This window comes from Faecalibacter rhinopitheci (assembly GCF_015234135.1).
Taxonomy (GTDB): domain Bacteria; phylum Bacteroidota; class Bacteroidia; order Flavobacteriales; family Weeksellaceae; genus Empedobacter; species Empedobacter rhinopitheci.
Genome location: NZ_JADGIK010000007.1, coordinates 52,749 through 70,047, shown reverse-complemented (window position 1 = coordinate 70,047; position 17,299 = coordinate 52,749). Strand labels below are relative to the sequence as shown.

Sequence of the window (17,299 nt, the reverse complement as noted above, 5' to 3'; positions counted from 1 at the left end):
ATGTCACATTACGAATCACAGGTAAGAGAACCCCTTATTAAAGGACATAAAACCTACCACGATATTTCTAATGACATCGCACGCCCAATTGAGAGCAAATCAGGTAAACTTTGGTGGACTGCTTTCGGAATTGCTTTCGTAGCTTTCTTAGTTGGTGTTGGGTGTATTGCTTATACAGTTGGTACGGGTATCGGTGTATGGGGACTAAATAGAACGATTAACTGGGCATGGGATATCACCAACTTCGTATGGTGGGTTGGTATCGGACACGCAGGTACGTTAATCTCGGCGGTATTATTATTATTCCGTCAAAAATGGAGAATGTCGGTTAACCGTTCTGCGGAAGCCATGACGATCTTCGCCGTTGTACAGGCAGCGTTATTCCCTGTAATTCACATGGGTCGTCCATGGTTAATGTACTGGGTTTTCCCAATTCCTAACCAATTCGGTTCATTATGGCCTAACTTTAACTCACCGTTATTATGGGACGTATTCGCGATTTCAACTTATTTCTCAGTATCGGTAGTATTCTGGTACATTGGATTAATTCCTGATTTCGCTTTAATTCGTGACCGTGCTACGAAACCATTCGCTAAAAAAGTATATGGTATCTTATCTTTCGGTTGGGGTGGTAAAGCTAAACACTGGCAACGTTTTGAGGAAATCTCTTTAGTATTAGCTGGTTTATGTACACCATTAGTATTCTCTGTACATACAATTGTATCATTTGACTTTGCAACGTCAGTAATTAAAGGATGGCACTCAACGGTATATCCTCCTTACTTCGTAGCAGGTGCGATCTTCTCAGGATTCGCGATGGTACAAACATTATTAGGAGTTTTACGTAAAGTATTCCATTACGAAGCTTACATTACTCGTAAACACATCGAGTATATGAATATCGTAATTGTTGTAACTGGAGGTATGGTAGCAGTAGCTTACTTAACTGAGTTATGGATTGCTTGGTATTCTGGATCTCGTTACGAAGATTTTACATACTTCTCTCCAGGTGCTGCAACAGGACCTTACTGGTGGGCTTTCTGGGCTTTAATTATCTGTAATGTTTTAATCCCAGGATTATTATGGTTCCGTCCTATTAGAAGAAACTTCTTCTGGACATTCATAATCTCAATTGTAGTTAACGTAGGGATGTGGTTTGAGCGTTTTGATATTATCGTTATTAACTTATCTCGTGACTACTTACCATCGAGCTGGACTATGTTTATGCCAACGTTCGTTGACGTAGGTATCTTTGTAGGAACAAACGGATTCTTCTTTGTATTATACTTATTGTACGCACGTACTTTCCCAGTATTACCACAAGCGGAATTAAAAACTATTTTGAAATCATCTGGCGAAAGCTACAAAAAACATCATACTGAAGATGAGCATCACGAACACTAAAATCGTATACGGTCTTTACGGAGACGACGATGATTTATTAAAGGCAGTAAAGTCAATTCGTAAACAAGGTATTACGATTGATGAAGTATATACACCATTCCCTGTACACGGGTTAGATAAAGCATTAGGTTTAAAGAAAACACGTATTTCTGATATTGCTTTCTTCTATGGTTTATTTGGAACAACTTTAGCATCTACTATGACATGGTTTATTATGAACCATGACTGGGCACAAGATATTGGTGGTAAACCATCTTTCTCTTGGGGACAAAACATGCCAGCTTTCGTTCCAATCATGTTCGAATTAACGGTATTCTGTGCAGCTCACTTTATGTCTTGGACTTATTTATTCCGTAATAAATTATATCCAGGAGCAGCTCCACAAAATCCAGATCCTCGTACAACGGATGATAAATTCATGATTGAAATTCATACTACTGATGTAGAGAAAATCAAAAATGTATTTGTTGAGACAGGTGCAGAAGAGGTTACTTTAAAGGGTGACTATATTCAACCTAATGTTAACAATTTAGTACAAGAAGAAGCGTAATGAAAAAGATAGCACTATTTTTAGGATTAGCAGGACTTGTTGCAGTTAGTTCATGTTCTGATAAAAAACGTAGTTCATCTATCGTTTATATGCCAGATATGTACTACGCAACAGCGTACGATCCTTATCAAAAAGCAAATGCAGAGTATCCAACTACGGATGCTCCATCAGATGTGCCAGTTTTCAATGCACACTATAACATGTCTGCTTTAGAATCTGTTGAAGGTTCTGTTGCAAGAACAGAAGGTGAGATTCTTCCTTGGCCATATAAAAACAATAACGCAGGTTATGCTCAAGCTAAAGCAATTACTGTTTCTCAATTACAAGGAGATAAAGTAAAAGATTTAGAAAGAGGTAAAAAATTATTTGGACAAAACTGTGCTGTTTGTCATGGTACAGCTGGAGATGGACAAGGTTCTATTGTACAATCTAAAGCATATTCAGGAGTACCAACATATGGTGAGCGTGATATTACTGTAGGTTCTATCTACCACGTTATCATGTACGGAAAGAATGCGATGGGTTCTTACTCATCTCAATTAACTCCAGCAGATAGATGGAGAGTTGCTGAGTACGTTATGAGTTTGAAAAACGGTGGAGCAGAAGCTGCACCAGCTGTAGAAGTTGCTGCAGTTGAAGCAGAAACATCAACTGAACAAACAACTAACGAAAAATAATCAAATAAGTTAATTATCATGCAATATACATTTTCCCCAAAATTAAAAATGACTTCTCTTATCATGGTTGTGATAGGGGTAGTACTTTACGGGATAGGATTTTTCTTACATCAATCAGATGTGGCAAATTCAACTGAATATATTAATGGATTAATACAAGCTGATCCAACGCAGTTTTATGGTGATTATGTATCAGAGTCTTTCAAGTCTTTAAATACTGATCATGAGGAGCACATGCACCACTTAGTAAACTTATTAAAAAACAGACCTTGGGCTGCTTTTTATGTACCAGCTTACTTTGCTTTCGGAATCGCTGCTGCTGCGTTATTTTACTTAAGTATTCAATTTGTTGCTAACGCTGGTTGGTCAATGGTTGTAACTCGTGTTATGGAAGGAATTGCTACTTTCTTACCAGTTGCATCTGTTTTATTAATGGTGATCGTTTTAGGATCTTACTTCCACATGAACCACTTATTCCACTGGATGGATGCTGATTTAATCGATCCTACTAGTGAGAAATATGATATTTTCATGGCGAATAAAGCTCAACTTTGGTTAAGCCCTAACTTTTGGTTAGTTCGTTGTGTTATTTACTTAGTAGTATTATCTGCTATGGTTCCTGTTATCAAAAATGCAACTCGTAAATTAGATGAAAATCCTGGTGATAAAGGATTATTCTCTTCTTTATATACGAAGTCGGTATTATACATTGTTTTCTTTGCTATCTGTTCTGCAGCATTTGCATGGGATTTCATCATGTCATTAGATCCACACTGGTTCTCTTCATTATTTATGTGGTACGGAATGGTTTCATACTTAGTTTCTGCGGTTTCTATTATGGCAATCATCTCAATCTACTTAAAAAGAAAAGGATCTTTACCATTATTCAATGACAACCACTTACATGATTTAACGAAATACATGTTCGGTTTCTCATTATTATGGTCTTACTTATGGTTCTGTCAGTTCATGTTACAATGGTATGCGAACATTCCTGAGGAGGTACAATACTTCCAACAACGTATGGCGCAATACCCTTACTACTTCTGGATGTTAGTAGTTAATTTAGCTGCACCATTCTTAATTTTAATCTCTTCGTCAATGAAACGTCGTTTCAACATTGTTTTCGTAATGGGATTTGTTATTATCTTAGGTCACTACTGGGATTTTTACAATCAAATTATGCCAGCAGCAGTTGGACCGTTCCATAACTTTGGATTAATGGAGATTGGAGCTTTTGTTGGAATTTCAGGATTATTTACTTTCGTAGTTATGAATGCAATTTCTAAATTAAACTTAGAAGCTAAAGGTCACCCTTACTTCCACGAATCAAAAATTTACGAATACCCATTCTAATCTGAAAGGTTATTATAAATACTTAAAAAGCCCGATGCATTTGCATCGGGCTTTTTTAATTATATTTAAATAATTGTTTACTATGCTTTTATAAATGATTGATTTTGGTGTATTCATTTATTATTATTATTGAAGTAATTAACATTAATGAGATGGTTATAGGTTGCAAACTATAACTAAGAATTAAAAACTAAATTACTTTAAAAATGAAAAAAATGTTATTAGCAAGTGTATTTGCACTTTTCGGAACGTTCGCTATGGTGAATGAAAATATTTAACACTTAATCGTAAAAATTATGAAATATTATTTTTTATTATTTTGCCTTGTCATAGTTAATTATAACTGTTTTGCTCAGCATAAACTCACTTATGATTATACCTATTATTATGACAGTCTTCGTCCTACTAATGTTATAGCAAATGAAGTTGCTGTAATTCATACGATGGATGAACGATTATATTTTGAAGTGAATAAAATAAAAAAAACAGAAGTAGATTATTTAGCATGGAAAAATAAAGAAGATCCTCAAGTAACTTGGGAAAAACAAGGAAATATTCCATATTCTAAATTAAATAATTATTTAATTCAAGATAATAACGGAATTTCGATATTTCATTCAAGTACTGATCTATTTATATCTAAACTAAACTTGGATGATACTCAGCAATGGATCTTATCAGATGCTAAGGATGAGAATAGTAATCTAAAGAAGGCAACGACAACTTATTTAGGAAGAAATTGGGTCGCGTGGTATGACGAAACAATTCCGATTAATGATGGCCCTTTTTTGTTTAAAGGATTACCAGGTTTAATCGTAGAATTACAAGATGATCGTGGATATTTTCATTGGAAGTTGGCATCGTATAAATTGAATTATGATGATAATAATTATACGAGAGAAATATTAAATTTTAGATTGCCTAAAGCAAATGCAATAAATGAAAAAGATTTTCAGAAAAGATTGATCGACGATTTTTACAATCCTGGTTATGCAATCCAATCTTCAGGAATTGTTGTAGAAGAAGAAAAAATGAAAAAAATGCTAGAATTTCGTAAATCGCAAATTCATCGATATTTAATCCCTGATTTATGGACGTATTTATAAAATAAGTTAACATTTTGAAACCACAATTTTCCCTACTATTCCTATTTATAGCTCATATTCTTTTTGCCCAACTTACAATTACTGGAAAAATTACCAATGAGAATGGTCAACCAATCGCTGGTGCAAATGTTATCTTATCGCCAAGCGATGAGGATAAAACATTGACTTATTTTATTACCAAAGCCGATGGGAACTTTACATTAACACTTAAAGATTCCTTATTCGAAATTTACGAAGTAAAAGTGCGAGCCATGAATTATGCCTATGCTTCCGATTTAGTCAACGAATCAACTTCTGATTTTGATTTTACATTACAAGAAAAAGCAATTGAGCTAAAAGAAGTGCAATTGAAGCAACCTGCAATTCGTAAAAAAGGCGATACTATTGCTTACGATGTGACGAACTTTAAAGATATACAAGATCGTACGATAGCTGATGTCATCAAAAAAATGCCAGGAATAGAGATCGAATCTTCAGGGCGTATTTTGTACCAAGGAGAACCTATTAATAAATATTATATTGAGGGAATGGATCTTTTAGGTGGGAAGTATTCCTTAGCTAACGAAAATTTGTCTGCAGATGCAGTAGATAAAGTTCAGATTTTAGAAAATCATCAGCCTATTAAAATGTTAGATAGTTTGGTGGTTAGTTCCAAAGCTGCATTAAATATTAAACTAAAAAATAAAATTACTTATTCGGGTAAAGCAGAAATCGGTTTAGGTGTTTCGCCATTGTTGTATCAAACGAATATAACGCCGATGTTGTTTAAAAAGAAACAACAAATGATTGGTTCTTACCAAGCCAATAATAGAGGAGAAGATGTAACCAAACAATTGCAAGTTTTATCTTTCGAGGATTTAATGAATAATACCGAACGTTTTTCTAATGAAAGTTGGTTAGGTATTTCCTCTGTGCAAACACCTCATTTTAATGAAAAAAGATGGTTGGATAATGCAGTTCAATTAGGAACATGGAATCATCTATTTAAGTTGAATAATGAATTTGATTTACGCTTTAATTTGTCGTATACCAACGATTACCAAAAGCGAATAGGGCAAAGTACAACCCAGTATTTTTTACCATCTGGAAATTTATTGTTAAATGAACAGAAGCGTAATCATCTTCAATCGGAAGACTTATCAGCAAAAGCTACTTTATTACGCAACAGTTCGGATAATTATTTGCAAAACGAAATCGAATTTAAAGGCGCATGGAATCATTCGCATGGTTATCTAAGGCGAGATAACGAATTAGTGGATCAAATTTTACAAAAGCCGAATCAAGAATTTGCCAATCAATTCAAGATCATAAAGAAAATAGGGAAGCAATTGGTAACAATTCGTTCGGTTGTTTCTTATAAGGATTATCAAGAAGAATTATCTGTTTCGCCTGGAGTTTTTAACGAGATGATTAATCAAAATCAAAATCAAAACTATCATAATACTTTCCAACGTGTAGATTTTTCTAAATTTTCAACGAATAATTTTATCGAATTTTCGAAAGGAATTAAATCGATTTCAGTTCATTCAAAATTAGGATTTGGATATTTAAATCAAGAAATGGAAAGTAATTTATTTGCTGATAATTCTTCTTCAGGAAGCAATTTTATCAATGATATTACTTGGTCAAAATTCAATTATTTTTGGGATAATCGATTCGAATATAAAAAAGAAAAATTCAGGGCAACGCTTTCTTTACCAATAGAAATGAATCACTTGCAGTTAAAAAGTTTTGTAAAAAAAGACGAAATGAATCGTTTGTTTGTAAATCCTAATTTATTTGTATCTTATAAATTATCCAATTATTGGGAGCTTAGATCTTCACATTCATTTAAACAAAGTTTCGGTAGTTTTTCTGCAATTCATGATAATTATATGTTGTATAATTACAATTCTATACAACAGCGTGACGGTAAATTAAACGAACGAGATATGTGGAATTCTTCGCTTCGTGCAGAATATAAAAATCCGATCAAAGCAAGGTTTATCAACTTTGGATATAATTATTCATGGACAGAAAATTCAATATTGAATAATTATGTTTACAATCCAGATGCAAGTACAATTTTACGAGTTGTAGAACAAACGAATCATCAATTATCTCATAGTTTAAACGGTAAGTTTAGTCAATATTTTTCAAAATTAAAATCAAATTTCGAAGTAGAAATTTACCAACAATGGTCTAAAAATGATGAATATCTCAACAATGAATTTGTAGAAGTGGATAATCAATTAACAAGTATAAAAACAGGTGTTAAATTTCGTCAATTAAGTTGGATGACGTTCGAGTATAACTATTCTTGGTTAAATTATGGAAACAAAATGGCAAATAATCCATTGCGTAAAGTAATTAACCAAGAGCATCAATTTGGGTTGCATTTTTTTCCAGCTGCTCGTCATTATATAAAACTGAATATGGATGCCTATATCAATGATGATTCTACTCTAAATCCAAATTCTGTTTTTGGCGATTTAATGTATCGTTACACCTTAAAGAAAAAGAAAATTGATTTCGAATTAACAGCTTATAATCTTTTTAACGAAAAGTATTTTTCTCAAAATAGTTTAAGTTCCTATTACGAAATGCATTATCAATACAAATTACGTCCCACACAAATAATGCTTAATACTCGTTTTACGTTCTAGTATTTTTGGGCGTTCCCTTCGGTCGGGCTTTCCGTTTCAATCTTTGGATGTTAACACTTTGCAAAGGATTTCCACTGCAATCCCTAACGCAATTTAAAAATTTAGAAAGATGTTCAAGATAACAACGTTTAAAATTAATAGAATAAAGAAGCCCGATGCAAAAGCATCGGGCTTCTTTATTTTATTAATTTTCGTCTGTTGTTCTTCGTTTAATTTCTAAATCAATAATAAATTGATCAATTTCATCATCTGTTCCTAATGATCCTAAGACATAAACACCTTTTTCATTAGATTCATTATTAACTATTCCATAGACAGAGGATTCATCATCAGGATTAGATGCTCCTTCGTATCGATAGATATATGTAATATCAAATACGTCAGGATTAACAAGAATTCTTTCTTTTTCTAAATTAAAATCAATAGTGTAGCCTAACTCTTTTAATTCATTTAATGCGAGACTCGCAGATTTGTAACGATATTGGATTTTTTCTTTCATAATGGTTGATTTTGATAGTATTGGTTCAAAATTTATTCCATTAAAAAAAGTACAATCTTTTGAATTGTACTTTTTGAAAAATCATAAAAATCTGTAATTAAGCTGCACCGTACTTTTTATCGTCGATAACCATTTTTGAAATAATCTCGAACATGATTTCTTGTGAGCCACCACCAATTGTACCAATTCTAGAATCACGATACATACGTGCTAAGAAATGATCTTCTCTCACACCTAAATCGTCCATAATTTCGATACATTTGATGATTATTTTATCGGCTAATGCTGTTGCATTAACTTTGGCAATTGAACATTCTAAAACCATATATTCACCTTCTTCATGGTTTTGACAACATTGATAAACAAATTGTTTCGATAATTCAACATCGGCCACCATTTGCGCTAAATCGTGACGTTTTTGTTGATTATCCGCTCCTTTCAATAGTTTTGCTTTTTGTTGGATGGTATATTCTAAAGCATTTACGGCATCGTTAATCGATCCAAGAGCCATCGAAAGTCGTTCGTACTGTAATCCTCCCATTAAGTAGAAGAAACCACTTCCTTCCGTTCCGATTAAATTTTCAATTGGAACTTTTACATTATTAAATCCTAATTCAGCCGTGTCTGAAGCATGCCAACCCATTTTGTGAATTGGATTTTTTGTAACACCTTCTGCATTAGCATCAATAATTAATAAAGAAAAACCAGTAAATCCTGCATTGGGATCTGTTTTAACAACTGTTACAAAATAATCACCCAAAATTCCATTTGTGATAAAAGTTTTAGAACCATTGACAATGTAATGATCACCTTCTTTGATTGCAACTGTTTTTGCATTGGCCACATCCGATCCACCTCCAGGTTCCGTAATTGCCATACAACAATTCATATCACCTAAAATAACAGGTTTTAGGTATTTTTGTTTTAAGTGTTCAGAACCGTATTTATGGATGTAGGGCAAAGCCATTTGTGTAATACCAAAAGCAGCGTTGAAACCACCACTTCTGATTTTAGAAACTTCTTCCACTAAAAGAACATTGTACCAGAAATCTCGATTCGTTCCTCCATATTCTTCAGGAAATCCATAACCGAGGTATCCGCGTTCCCCCATTTTTTTCCAAATGCTTTTAGGAATATGTTGTTCAATTTCCCATTGATCAATATAAGGTTGTACTTCTTGGTCGAAAAAAGCTTTGATTTCTTTTCTTTTTTCTTCGTGTTCGGCTTTATAATATCTACTCATACCTAATCAAATCATAAAATAAAAGGCTGAATCAACTTCAGCCTTTTATATGTTATTATCCTAATAAAGACTGAAGTTTCATTGCAACTCCCATATCTCCTTTGATTTGAACTTTTCCTCCCATCACGGCGTTCATTGGATTTAATTTTCCTGATAATAAATCAGCTAAATCTTCTTTAGAAACTTTTAAAGTACAATCAGCATCTTGATCATTTTCAGATACAACATTTGAATCTCCTGTACCATCGATTACGATTACTTGTCCTCCTAAATCGAATTTTAATGAATTTCCGATTGCTGATGCTTTTTCTGCGTTCGTTTTGATAACTTCTAATAAATTTAAATCTGACATAGTTGTGTTTTTTTCTTGATTAGTATTTGTAGTATTTATTGTTGCTTGACTGTTTGTTTTTGTTGCAGCATGTGCTGCTGGTTTTGAGTCATTTGCCGTTTCGTAAGATACATCATCAATAACCATTTTTGCAATAATTTCACGCATAATTTCTGATGTTCCTCCACCAATTGTTCCTACTCGTGTATCGCGATACATACGCGCGATTTTAAATTCCTCTGTAAATCCGTATCCACCAAAGAATTGTAGTGATTCGTTGATTACTCTGCTTGATAATTCAGTTGATTGTAATTTGGCTATTGAACATTCTTTAACGGCGTATTCACCATCATTTTGTAATTGAGCACAGTAATATACATAGTTCTTCGTCACTTCGATATCTGCAGTCATTTGCGCTACACGGTGACGTAACACTTGGAAACGGTTAATTTTACGACCAAATGCTTCCCGTTGGTTCATGTATTCTAAGGCATAGTTTAAAGCACATTCAGAAGCAGCTGTACCCATAATTGCACCAGCTAAACGTTCTAATTGTAAACCTCCCATTAAATAAATAAATCCTAAACCTTCTTGTCCTAACAAGTTTCGTTTTGGAACTCTTACATTATCGAAACTTATCTCAGATGTATCAGAAGAATGCCAACCTAATTTTTCAATTTTAGTTGTTGTAACTCCAGCAGATTCGCGATCAATTAATAATAAAGAAACTCCTTTTACCCCAGCTTCTGGATCTGTTTTTACAACTGTTACGTAGTAATCTCCATAAATTCCGTTTGTAATGAAAGTTTTAGATCCATTTACGATATAGTGATCACCATCCAATTTAGCCGTTGTACGAATATTTGCTGCATCAGATCCTGCACCTGGTTCGGTAATTGCGATGGCAGAAACTTTATCTCCAAAAATTGTAGGCGTTAAATAATTTTCTTTGATGAAATCAGACCCGTGTTTCATTAAATAAGGAGAAGACATGTATTGAATTACCGCAAAAGTAATGGCGAAACCTCCAGAAAAAACAGAAGAAATTTCTTCTAAGAAAATCACAGAATAGTAGAAATCTAAATCCATTCCTCCATATTCTTCTGGCATATTTATACCTAAATAGCCCATATCACCCATCTTCTTTATTATTTCGCGCGGAATTTTATTGTCCTTTTCCCACTGATCGATATATGGTGTAACTTCTTTATTTAAGAATTGTTTTAACGAATCTCTAAATGCTTTATGTTCGTCTGTAAACTTAATATTTTTCATTTCTTGTGTTTTTTTTAAGTCCAAATAATTTTTTCGGCTTTAGAAGCCCATTGGTTAAATTTGTCTTGGTATTTTTCTTGTACTAAATTTCGTTTCACTTTTAATGTAGGGGTTAAGATTTTATTTTCTATAGTCCACTCATCATTTATGATAACGATATGAGAAAGTCGTTGGAAATTGATCAATTCCTCGTTTACACGTTTCAATTCGGGTAAAAGATTTTCTTCAATTTCTTGTTTTGATTTTGCTTTACCTATTTCAGATAATCTTATTAATGCTAAAGGTTGTGCTAGTCCTAAACCGGCAACAACAATTTGTTCTATATTTTCATTTGTTCCAAATTTCCATTCGATCGGAGATGGGACAACATATTTTCCTTTTGAAGTTTTAAAAGTGTCTTGAAGTCGTCCATCAATAAATAAATAACCATCTTCATCTAAGCGACCACGATCTCCTGTATGTAACCATCCGTCTTGAATTACTTCAGCACTTTTTTCTGGATTCTTATAATAACCTTTTAAGATGGAAGGACCTTTTAATAAAATTTCCTTTGTTTCTTCATCAATTTTTAATTCCAATCCATCAATTGGTAATCCAACTGATCCGGTTTTTTTATTGCCTGAAGGTGTTAAAATGGTTAGACCTGTTGTTTCAGTCATTCCGTAGACTTCTCTTAAATCTAAACCTAAATTCATGTACCATTGCTTAAGATCGGGTGGAATAGGAGCAGATGCGGTAATCGGATGAACCATACGAGATAGACCTAATTTTTGTTTGATTTTATTTTTTACAATTCCTGAAATAATCGGAATTTTAAAGAGCATATCTAATCTTTTTTGAGGCATTTTTTCTAAGACACCTAATTGGAATTTAGACCAAAGATGAGGAACAGTAAACATCAATGTAGGTTGAGTATCTTGAATGTTTTGAACAAAAGAGTTAATACTTTCTACGAAAGAAATTGTACCTCCAGTAATTAAACACGCCATTTCTACTGCCATACGTTCACCAATATGATTCAGTGGTAATACAGAAATAAAGTGCGCGTTACCTAGAATATGTTTTAATCCGATAACATGTTGAGTCGTTTCAACTTTAATGACATGGCGCATATTTCCATACGTTAATACAACACCCTTAGGACTACCTGTTGTTCCGGAAGTAAATAGGATTGTCCAAATATCATCGTCATCAAAAGTTGGTTTATATTCTTTAATTTTTGATGAATTTTGGATATGATCCCATTTAATCCCTCTATCAATTTTTGAATGACCAGCGTGTTCTTTAAAAGTGAAAACTTCAACATTTTCTGGAATCGCATTCTTAATTTGATCCCAAGTTTCTAATTTTCCTACAAAAAGGAATTTTGAATCAGATTCTCTAAGAACAACTTCAAATTCTGTACAATTTAAGTTGGCATAAAATGGAGTTGAAATTGCACCTAACATTAGTAATGCTAAATCTGTAATAATCCATTCTGCACAATTTTTTGAAACGATTCCTACGTGTGTATTTTTTTTAACTCCTTTATCTTCTAAGAAACTTGCAAGTTTGCGGGCTTGTTCACCAACTTCTTTGTATGTATAAGTTGTCCATTCGCTACCTTTTGGCTGGCGAAGAAATACTTCATTGGGTTTAATTTTCTCCCAATGGAAGAAAAAATCCGTAAAAGCTGCATTAGTAAATTGTGGAAATGACATAATAGTGGAAATTTTGTGGTTTTGTGTTATTTCTTGTGGTTATATACTATAATGTAAAAACATCTCCCCAAAGTCTTTGACCGCCGTCAACATACAAGGTTTCTCCTGTAATAAATTTTGCATAAGGACTCGCTAAAAATAATACAGCGTGTGCTACATCATCAGTCGAACCTAACTCGTTTACTGGAACTGTTTTAGCAATTCCTTCTACCAATTCTTTTGGATATCTTTCTAATCCAGTAGATTGGATAATTCCTGGAGCAACCGCATTAATTTTAATGCCTTGTCTAGCCCATTCAATGGCTAATGATTTCGTTAAATTATCTACACCTGCGCGTGCTGCACCTGTGTGAGACATTCCAGGAAATCCTTTAAAAATATTCGCAATAATGTTGACAATATTTCCTTTCTTTTGTTCTAAGAAGAAAGTATTGGCCATGGTTTGCGTCATATAAAATGTTCCATTTAGATTATTATTGATAACCGAAGTCCATCCGTTGAAAGACAAATCTTTGGCTAATGAAGGAAACTGACCTCCGGCATTATTCACTAAAATATCTAAACGACCATATTTTTCTTTAATGTAATCTGCTAATTGTTGAATTTGTTCTTGTTCGCGAATATCACAGATTTGGTACGTCACTTCTCCTGCGTCTTGCAACTTTTCAATTGCTTTTTGCAGTTTTTCTTCGTTACGACCTGTAATTACTACTTTGGCTCCGTTTGTTAAAAATTGTTTCGCAATGCTAAATCCAATTCCACTTCCGCCACCCGTAACTAAAACAATTTGGTCTTGAAATGAATCCTGTAAAATCATACTTATGAGATTCTAGGGATATTTAAAATTTGACGTGTTTCTTCAATAGAAGCAGGCTCTTTTCCTACCATACGAGCTAAACGAACAGCAGCATCAACTAATTCACCGTTTGATTTTGCCATTTCTCCTTCTGGTAAATAGAAGTTATCTTCTAATCCAACACGGAAGTTTCCTCCTAAAGTTAAAGCAGCAGCAGCTAATGCCCATTGCTTACGTCCAATTCCGATAACCTGCCAAACTGAATCTGGTGGTAAAGTATTCACTTGATGCACTAAGTTTTGTGTCGTAGGCGCAATTCCTCCTAAAACACCCATTACTAATGAATAGATATAGGGTTTTTCCATAATTCCCATATCGATAATTGGCAAAGAGTTATTGATATGACCGTTATCGAAACATTCCATTTCTGGACGAGTTCCAGCTGCTTTCATTCTTTCCATAAAGAATTGAATGTCTTTGAATGGATTCGCGAAAACGAAATCGTGGTAAAATTGTTTTTTCTCTTTTGAGTAAATCGCGTAGTTCATTGAACCCATATTTAATGCTGCCGTTTCTGGTTTTAAAGCATCAATTTGGTGAATACGCTCTTCGTTTGGTATTCCGATGGCTCCAGTAGAATAGTTGATGATCACATCTGGACAATGTTTACGAACTTCTTCGTGAATTCTTGTATACGTTTCTACATCATACGCAGGTAATCCATTGTCTTGACGCGCGTGAATGTGAACGATTGAAGCTCCAGCTTCTACAGCTAATTTTGCTTCTAATCCAATTTCTTCTGGCGTATATGGAATATAAGGACATTGATTTCTGTTGGCTAAAGCTCCAGTTAATGCCGCTGTGATGACTACTTTATTTTTCATTTTTTGTGGTTTTGTGTTTTGATATGTTGTTTTAGTTTATTCTCCTTTCCATTCTGGTTGACGCTTTTCTCTAAAAGCTGCAATTCCTTCTTGTGCATCTTTCGATCCGATGGCTTGCATAAGCATTCCGAATAAATATTCGTTTTCTGCTTTTACGTCTTTTTCTTTTAATTTTTTATAGGCTGTTAATCCAAGTCGAATGGCGTTCGGTGAGTTTTCGAATAAAGTCGATAAGATTTCGTTTACTTTCTCATCCGTATTCTCTGTTACGTGTGTGATTAATCCATCCGTTAACGCTTCTTCTGCTGAAATACTTTTTCCTGTAATGCACCAATCGATGACTTTACGAGCAGGCATTACTTCCAACAAACTGCTCATGACTTGAAAAGGGTATAAGCCACGCTTCACTTCGGGTAAACCAAATTCTACCGATGGTTTTGCAACGACGTAGTTACAACCTGTCATGATTAACATTCCACCTGCTAATACATTTTTATCGACTTGAGCGATACAAGGTTTTGTTAGATTATTAAAGAACTCATTGATTAAGACTTTATCATTCGGGAATGGAATCGTGGATACAATTTCTTCCGCTCCACCTTGAAATGCCTTTAAATCGGCTCCGGCACAAAAAATATCTCCGTTTGCTTTTAAAACGACCGCCCAAACGTCTTTCGCTTGATTTGCATATTCTAAAGCAAAAGCTAATTCATTCACCATATGTGGATGCAAAGCGTTCTTTTTTTCTGGACGATTTAACGTAATCGATAAGCTATGATTTGCTTCTTCAACGATTAAAAATTGAAACGTTTGCTCGTGTAATTTTGCAACTAATTCTGATTCAAAATAGGCCATCTTATGCAATTTTTAAGAGTAAATAATCCGCTTCGATGCTTTGTGCTTTTTCCACAAAGATTTCTTCTACCACACCATCTTTATCGGCAACCACTGGAATTTCCATTTTCATTGAGGATAAAATAATTAGAGTTTGACCTTCTTTCACTTCGTCACCTACATTCACTCGAATGTCGATGATTTCAGCTGGCATAGGTGAGATATAACCACCTTCTACCTTTTCTTGTTTTTTTGGAGGGAAACGATCCACATATTTCACATCTAAACTTCCAAAATTTGGATGTTGAATAAAATACGTTTGATCTTTATGTAATACAGTGTATGTTTCTTTTTTACCGTTAATGATTAAATGGATTTGAGCATCTTTAAAATCGATAATAGTAACTTCGTATGTTGAATCCCCAATTGAATATGCTAAAGATTTTCCAACTGTACGATAGTTTACTTTTGTTTGATTTTCATTGATTTCAAACGTGTCCCATTGTCCTTGAGAGAAACTATTTCTCCATCCGATTAATGAATGATTATGCTTGTTTCTTTCAGCATAACGAGCAGCTGAAACCGCAATTAACGCTTCATTGATGTATGGATCAGTTGACGCTTTTTCAAATGAATAAGATGTTTCTAAGAATTTAGTATGATAATCTCCTGATTGAACGTGCTCATTTTTGATTAAATCCAATAAGAAATCTTGATTCGTCGTTACACCTAAACATTTTGTATGCTCTAATGTATACTGCATTTTACGGAACGCTTCATCACGTGTATTTCCGTGCACGATGATTTTCGCAATCATTGGATCGTAGAATAAAGAAATTTCTGATCCAGATTCAATTCCAGACTCAATTCTTAATCCATCCACTTTTGGTAGTTCGAATAATTCGATTTTACCAGTTGCTGGCATATAATTGTTCGAAGCATCTTCCGCATACAAACGTAATTCCATCGCATAACCAGAAGATTTTACGTCTTCTTGTTTGATGGCTAAAGCTTTTCCTTCTGCCGAATCAATTTGCATTTTGACTAAGTCTAATCCTGTAATTTCTTCCGTTACGGGATGCTCAACTTGTAAACGTGTATTTACTTCTAAGAAATAGAACGATTCGTCTTTGTCTGAATAAACAAACTCCACCGTTCCTGCATTGTCATAGTTTAACGCTTTTGCTACACGACAAGCTATTTCTCCCATTTCCTCTCTTTTCGCTTGTGATAAAACTGGCGAAGGAGATTCTTCCAATACTTTTTGGTAACGACGTTGGATGGAACATTCTCTTTCTAATAAATGAATCACATTTCCGTGTTTGTCTCCAAAAATTTGGAACTCGATATGACGTGCATTTTCGATGTATTTTTCGATGATTAAATGATCATCCCCAAAAGCAGATTTAGATTCGCGTTTCGCCGCTTCGATTGCGTTTTCAATTTCGCTTTCGTTGTTGACGATACGCATTCCTTTTCCACCTCCACCAGCAGAAGCTTTTAATAATAAAGGAAATCCAATTTTTAAGGCTTCTTGTGTTAAGGTTTCGATGCTTTGATCGTCTTTATTGTATCCCGGAATTGTTGGAATTTGGTGTTCCTCCATAATTTTCTTCGCAATGGATTTAGAACCCATTTGGCGAATTGCATTGGCGTTAGGACCAATAAAAGTTACACCTTCAGCTTCGCAACGTTCTGCGAAATCGGCATTTTCTGATAAGAAACCATAACCTGGATGAATGGCATCAGCTCCAGATTTTTTAATGATTTCAACTATTTTTTCGACATTGATATACGTATCAGCCGGTTGATTTCCTGGTAAGTGATACGCTTCATCTGCTTGTTTTACAAATAAAGAATCTTGATCAGCATCCGAGAATACAGCGATAGATTTTATCCCCAATTGTTTACACGTACGAATAATACGGCAAGCAATTTCTCCTCGGTTGATAATTATAATGGATTTAATCGATTTCATTTTGTTGTGCATTTTGAGTTT

14 protein-coding genes are annotated in these 17,299 nt (G+C 34.1%); 6 read left to right on the top strand and 8 right to left on the bottom strand.

What is annotated here, in order from left to right; genetic code table 11:
• From nrfD to IM532_RS10935, 6 genes are all read left to right on the top strand, one after another.
• A complete protein-coding gene (gene nrfD, locus IM532_RS10960; protein ID WP_194183497.1) occupies positions 1–1,404 on the top strand; it encodes an NrfD/PsrC family molybdoenzyme membrane anchor subunit in 1,404 nt (467 codons plus the stop codon).
• Positions 1,391–1,954: a DUF3341 domain-containing protein gene (locus IM532_RS10955; protein ID WP_194183593.1), complete on the top strand. Its 564-nt coding sequence runs from the start codon at positions 1,391–1,393 to the stop codon at positions 1,952–1,954. Before nrfD ends, IM532_RS10955 begins: the two co-directional genes overlap by 14 nt.
• On the top strand, positions 1,954–2,631 hold the full coding sequence (locus IM532_RS10950; RefSeq protein ID WP_194183496.1) for a c-type cytochrome: 678 nt from the start codon (positions 1,954–1,956) through the stop codon (positions 2,629–2,631). Before IM532_RS10955 ends, IM532_RS10950 begins: the two co-directional genes overlap by 1 nt.
• An 18-nt stretch (positions 2,632–2,649) precedes the next feature.
• Positions 2,650–3,987 carry a hypothetical protein gene (locus IM532_RS10945; RefSeq protein WP_194183495.1) on the top strand — a complete coding sequence of 446 codons (1,338 nt, stop codon included), beginning with the start codon at positions 2,650–2,652 and terminating at the stop codon, positions 3,985–3,987.
• Positions 3,988–4,283: 296 nt separating this feature from the next.
• On the top strand, positions 4,284–5,093 hold the full coding sequence (locus IM532_RS10940; RefSeq protein ID WP_194183494.1) for a GLPGLI family protein: 810 nt from the start codon (positions 4,284–4,286) through the stop codon (positions 5,091–5,093).
• 14 nt (positions 5,094–5,107) lie between these two features.
• A complete protein-coding gene (locus tag IM532_RS10935; RefSeq protein ID WP_194183493.1) occupies positions 5,108–7,738 on the top strand; it encodes a carboxypeptidase regulatory-like domain-containing protein in 2,631 nt (876 codons plus the stop codon).
• A 184-nt stretch (positions 7,739–7,922) separates the two neighbouring features.
• Here the strand turns inward: IM532_RS10935 and IM532_RS10930 are convergent, their stop codons facing one another.
• The 8 genes from IM532_RS10930 to IM532_RS10895 form a co-directional block, all read right to left on the bottom strand.
• On the bottom strand, positions 7,923–8,237 hold the full coding sequence (locus tag IM532_RS10930) for a hypothetical protein (RefSeq protein ID WP_194183492.1): 315 nt from the start codon (positions 8,235–8,237) through the stop codon (positions 7,923–7,925).
• Between the two features lie 97 nt (positions 8,238–8,334).
• Positions 8,335–9,480 carry an acyl-CoA dehydrogenase family protein gene (locus IM532_RS10925; RefSeq protein ID WP_194183491.1) on the bottom strand — a complete coding sequence of 382 codons (1,146 nt, stop codon included), beginning with the start codon at positions 9,478–9,480 and terminating at the stop codon, positions 8,335–8,337.
• Positions 9,481–9,535: 55 nt separating this feature from the next.
• Positions 9,536–11,086 carry an acyl-CoA dehydrogenase family protein gene (locus IM532_RS10920; protein WP_194183490.1) on the bottom strand — a complete coding sequence of 517 codons (1,551 nt, stop codon included), beginning with the start codon at positions 11,084–11,086 and terminating at the stop codon, positions 9,536–9,538.
• A gap of 14 nt (positions 11,087–11,100) precedes the next feature.
• Positions 11,101–12,786: an AMP-binding protein gene (locus IM532_RS10915; RefSeq protein ID WP_194183489.1), complete on the bottom strand. Its 1,686-nt coding sequence runs from the start codon at positions 12,784–12,786 to the stop codon at positions 11,101–11,103.
• A gap of 46 nt (positions 12,787–12,832) precedes the next feature.
• Positions 12,833–13,603, bottom strand: a complete 771-nt coding sequence (locus IM532_RS10910) for an SDR family oxidoreductase (RefSeq protein ID WP_194183488.1) — start codon at positions 13,601–13,603, stop codon at positions 12,833–12,835.
• A gap of 2 nt (positions 13,604–13,605) precedes the next feature.
• Complete coding sequence (locus tag IM532_RS10905) at positions 13,606–14,466, bottom strand: BKACE family enzyme (RefSeq protein WP_194183487.1); 861 nt, start codon at positions 14,464–14,466, stop codon at positions 13,606–13,608.
• A gap of 36 nt (positions 14,467–14,502) precedes the next feature.
• A complete protein-coding gene (locus IM532_RS10900; RefSeq protein WP_194183486.1) occupies positions 14,503–15,321 on the bottom strand; it encodes an enoyl-CoA hydratase-related protein in 819 nt (272 codons plus the stop codon).
• Between the two features lies 1 nt (position 15,322).
• Positions 15,323–17,278 (bottom strand): acetyl/propionyl/methylcrotonyl-CoA carboxylase subunit alpha, encoded by a 1,956-nt coding sequence (locus tag IM532_RS10895; protein ID WP_194183485.1) that lies wholly within the window; start codon positions 17,276–17,278, stop codon positions 15,323–15,325.
• Positions 17,279–17,299 lie beyond the last annotated feature (21 nt).

Bases quoted from the DNA above. Each gene is read 5' to 3' on its own strand.
- nrfD (WP_194183497.1), top strand. From the start codon at position 1: ATGTCACATTACGAATCACAGGTAAGAGAACCCCTTATTAAAGGACAT.
- IM532_RS10950 (WP_194183496.1), top strand. From the start codon at position 1,954: ATGAAAAAGATAGCACTATTTTTAGGATTAGCAGGACTTGTTGCAGTT.
- IM532_RS10945 (WP_194183495.1), top strand. From the start codon at position 2,650: ATGCAATATACATTTTCCCCAAAATTAAAAATGACTTCTCTTATCATG.
- IM532_RS10940 (WP_194183494.1), top strand. From the start codon at position 4,284: ATGAAATATTATTTTTTATTATTTTGCCTTGTCATAGTTAATTATAAC.
- IM532_RS10930 (WP_194183492.1), bottom strand. From the start codon at position 8,237: ATGAAAGAAAAAATCCAATATCGTTACAAATCTGCGAGTCTCGCATTA.
- IM532_RS10925 (WP_194183491.1), bottom strand. From the start codon at position 9,480: ATGAGTAGATATTATAAAGCCGAACACGAAGAAAAAAGAAAAGAAATC.
- IM532_RS10920 (WP_194183490.1), bottom strand. From the start codon at position 11,086: ATGAAAAATATTAAGTTTACAGACGAACATAAAGCATTTAGAGATTCG.
- IM532_RS10915 (WP_194183489.1), bottom strand. From the start codon at position 12,786: ATGTCATTTCCACAATTTACTAATGCAGCTTTTACGGATTTTTTCTTC.
- IM532_RS10910 (WP_194183488.1), bottom strand. From the start codon at position 13,603: ATGATTTTACAGGATTCATTTCAAGACCAAATTGTTTTAGTTACGGGT.
- IM532_RS10905 (WP_194183487.1), bottom strand. From the start codon at position 14,466: ATGAAAAATAAAGTAGTCATCACAGCGGCATTAACTGGAGCTTTAGCC.
- IM532_RS10900 (WP_194183486.1), bottom strand. From the start codon at position 15,321: ATGGCCTATTTTGAATCAGAATTAGTTGCAAAATTACACGAGCAAACG.
- IM532_RS10895 (WP_194183485.1), bottom strand. From the start codon at position 17,278: ATGAAATCGATTAAATCCATTATAATTATCAACCGAGGAGAAATTGCT.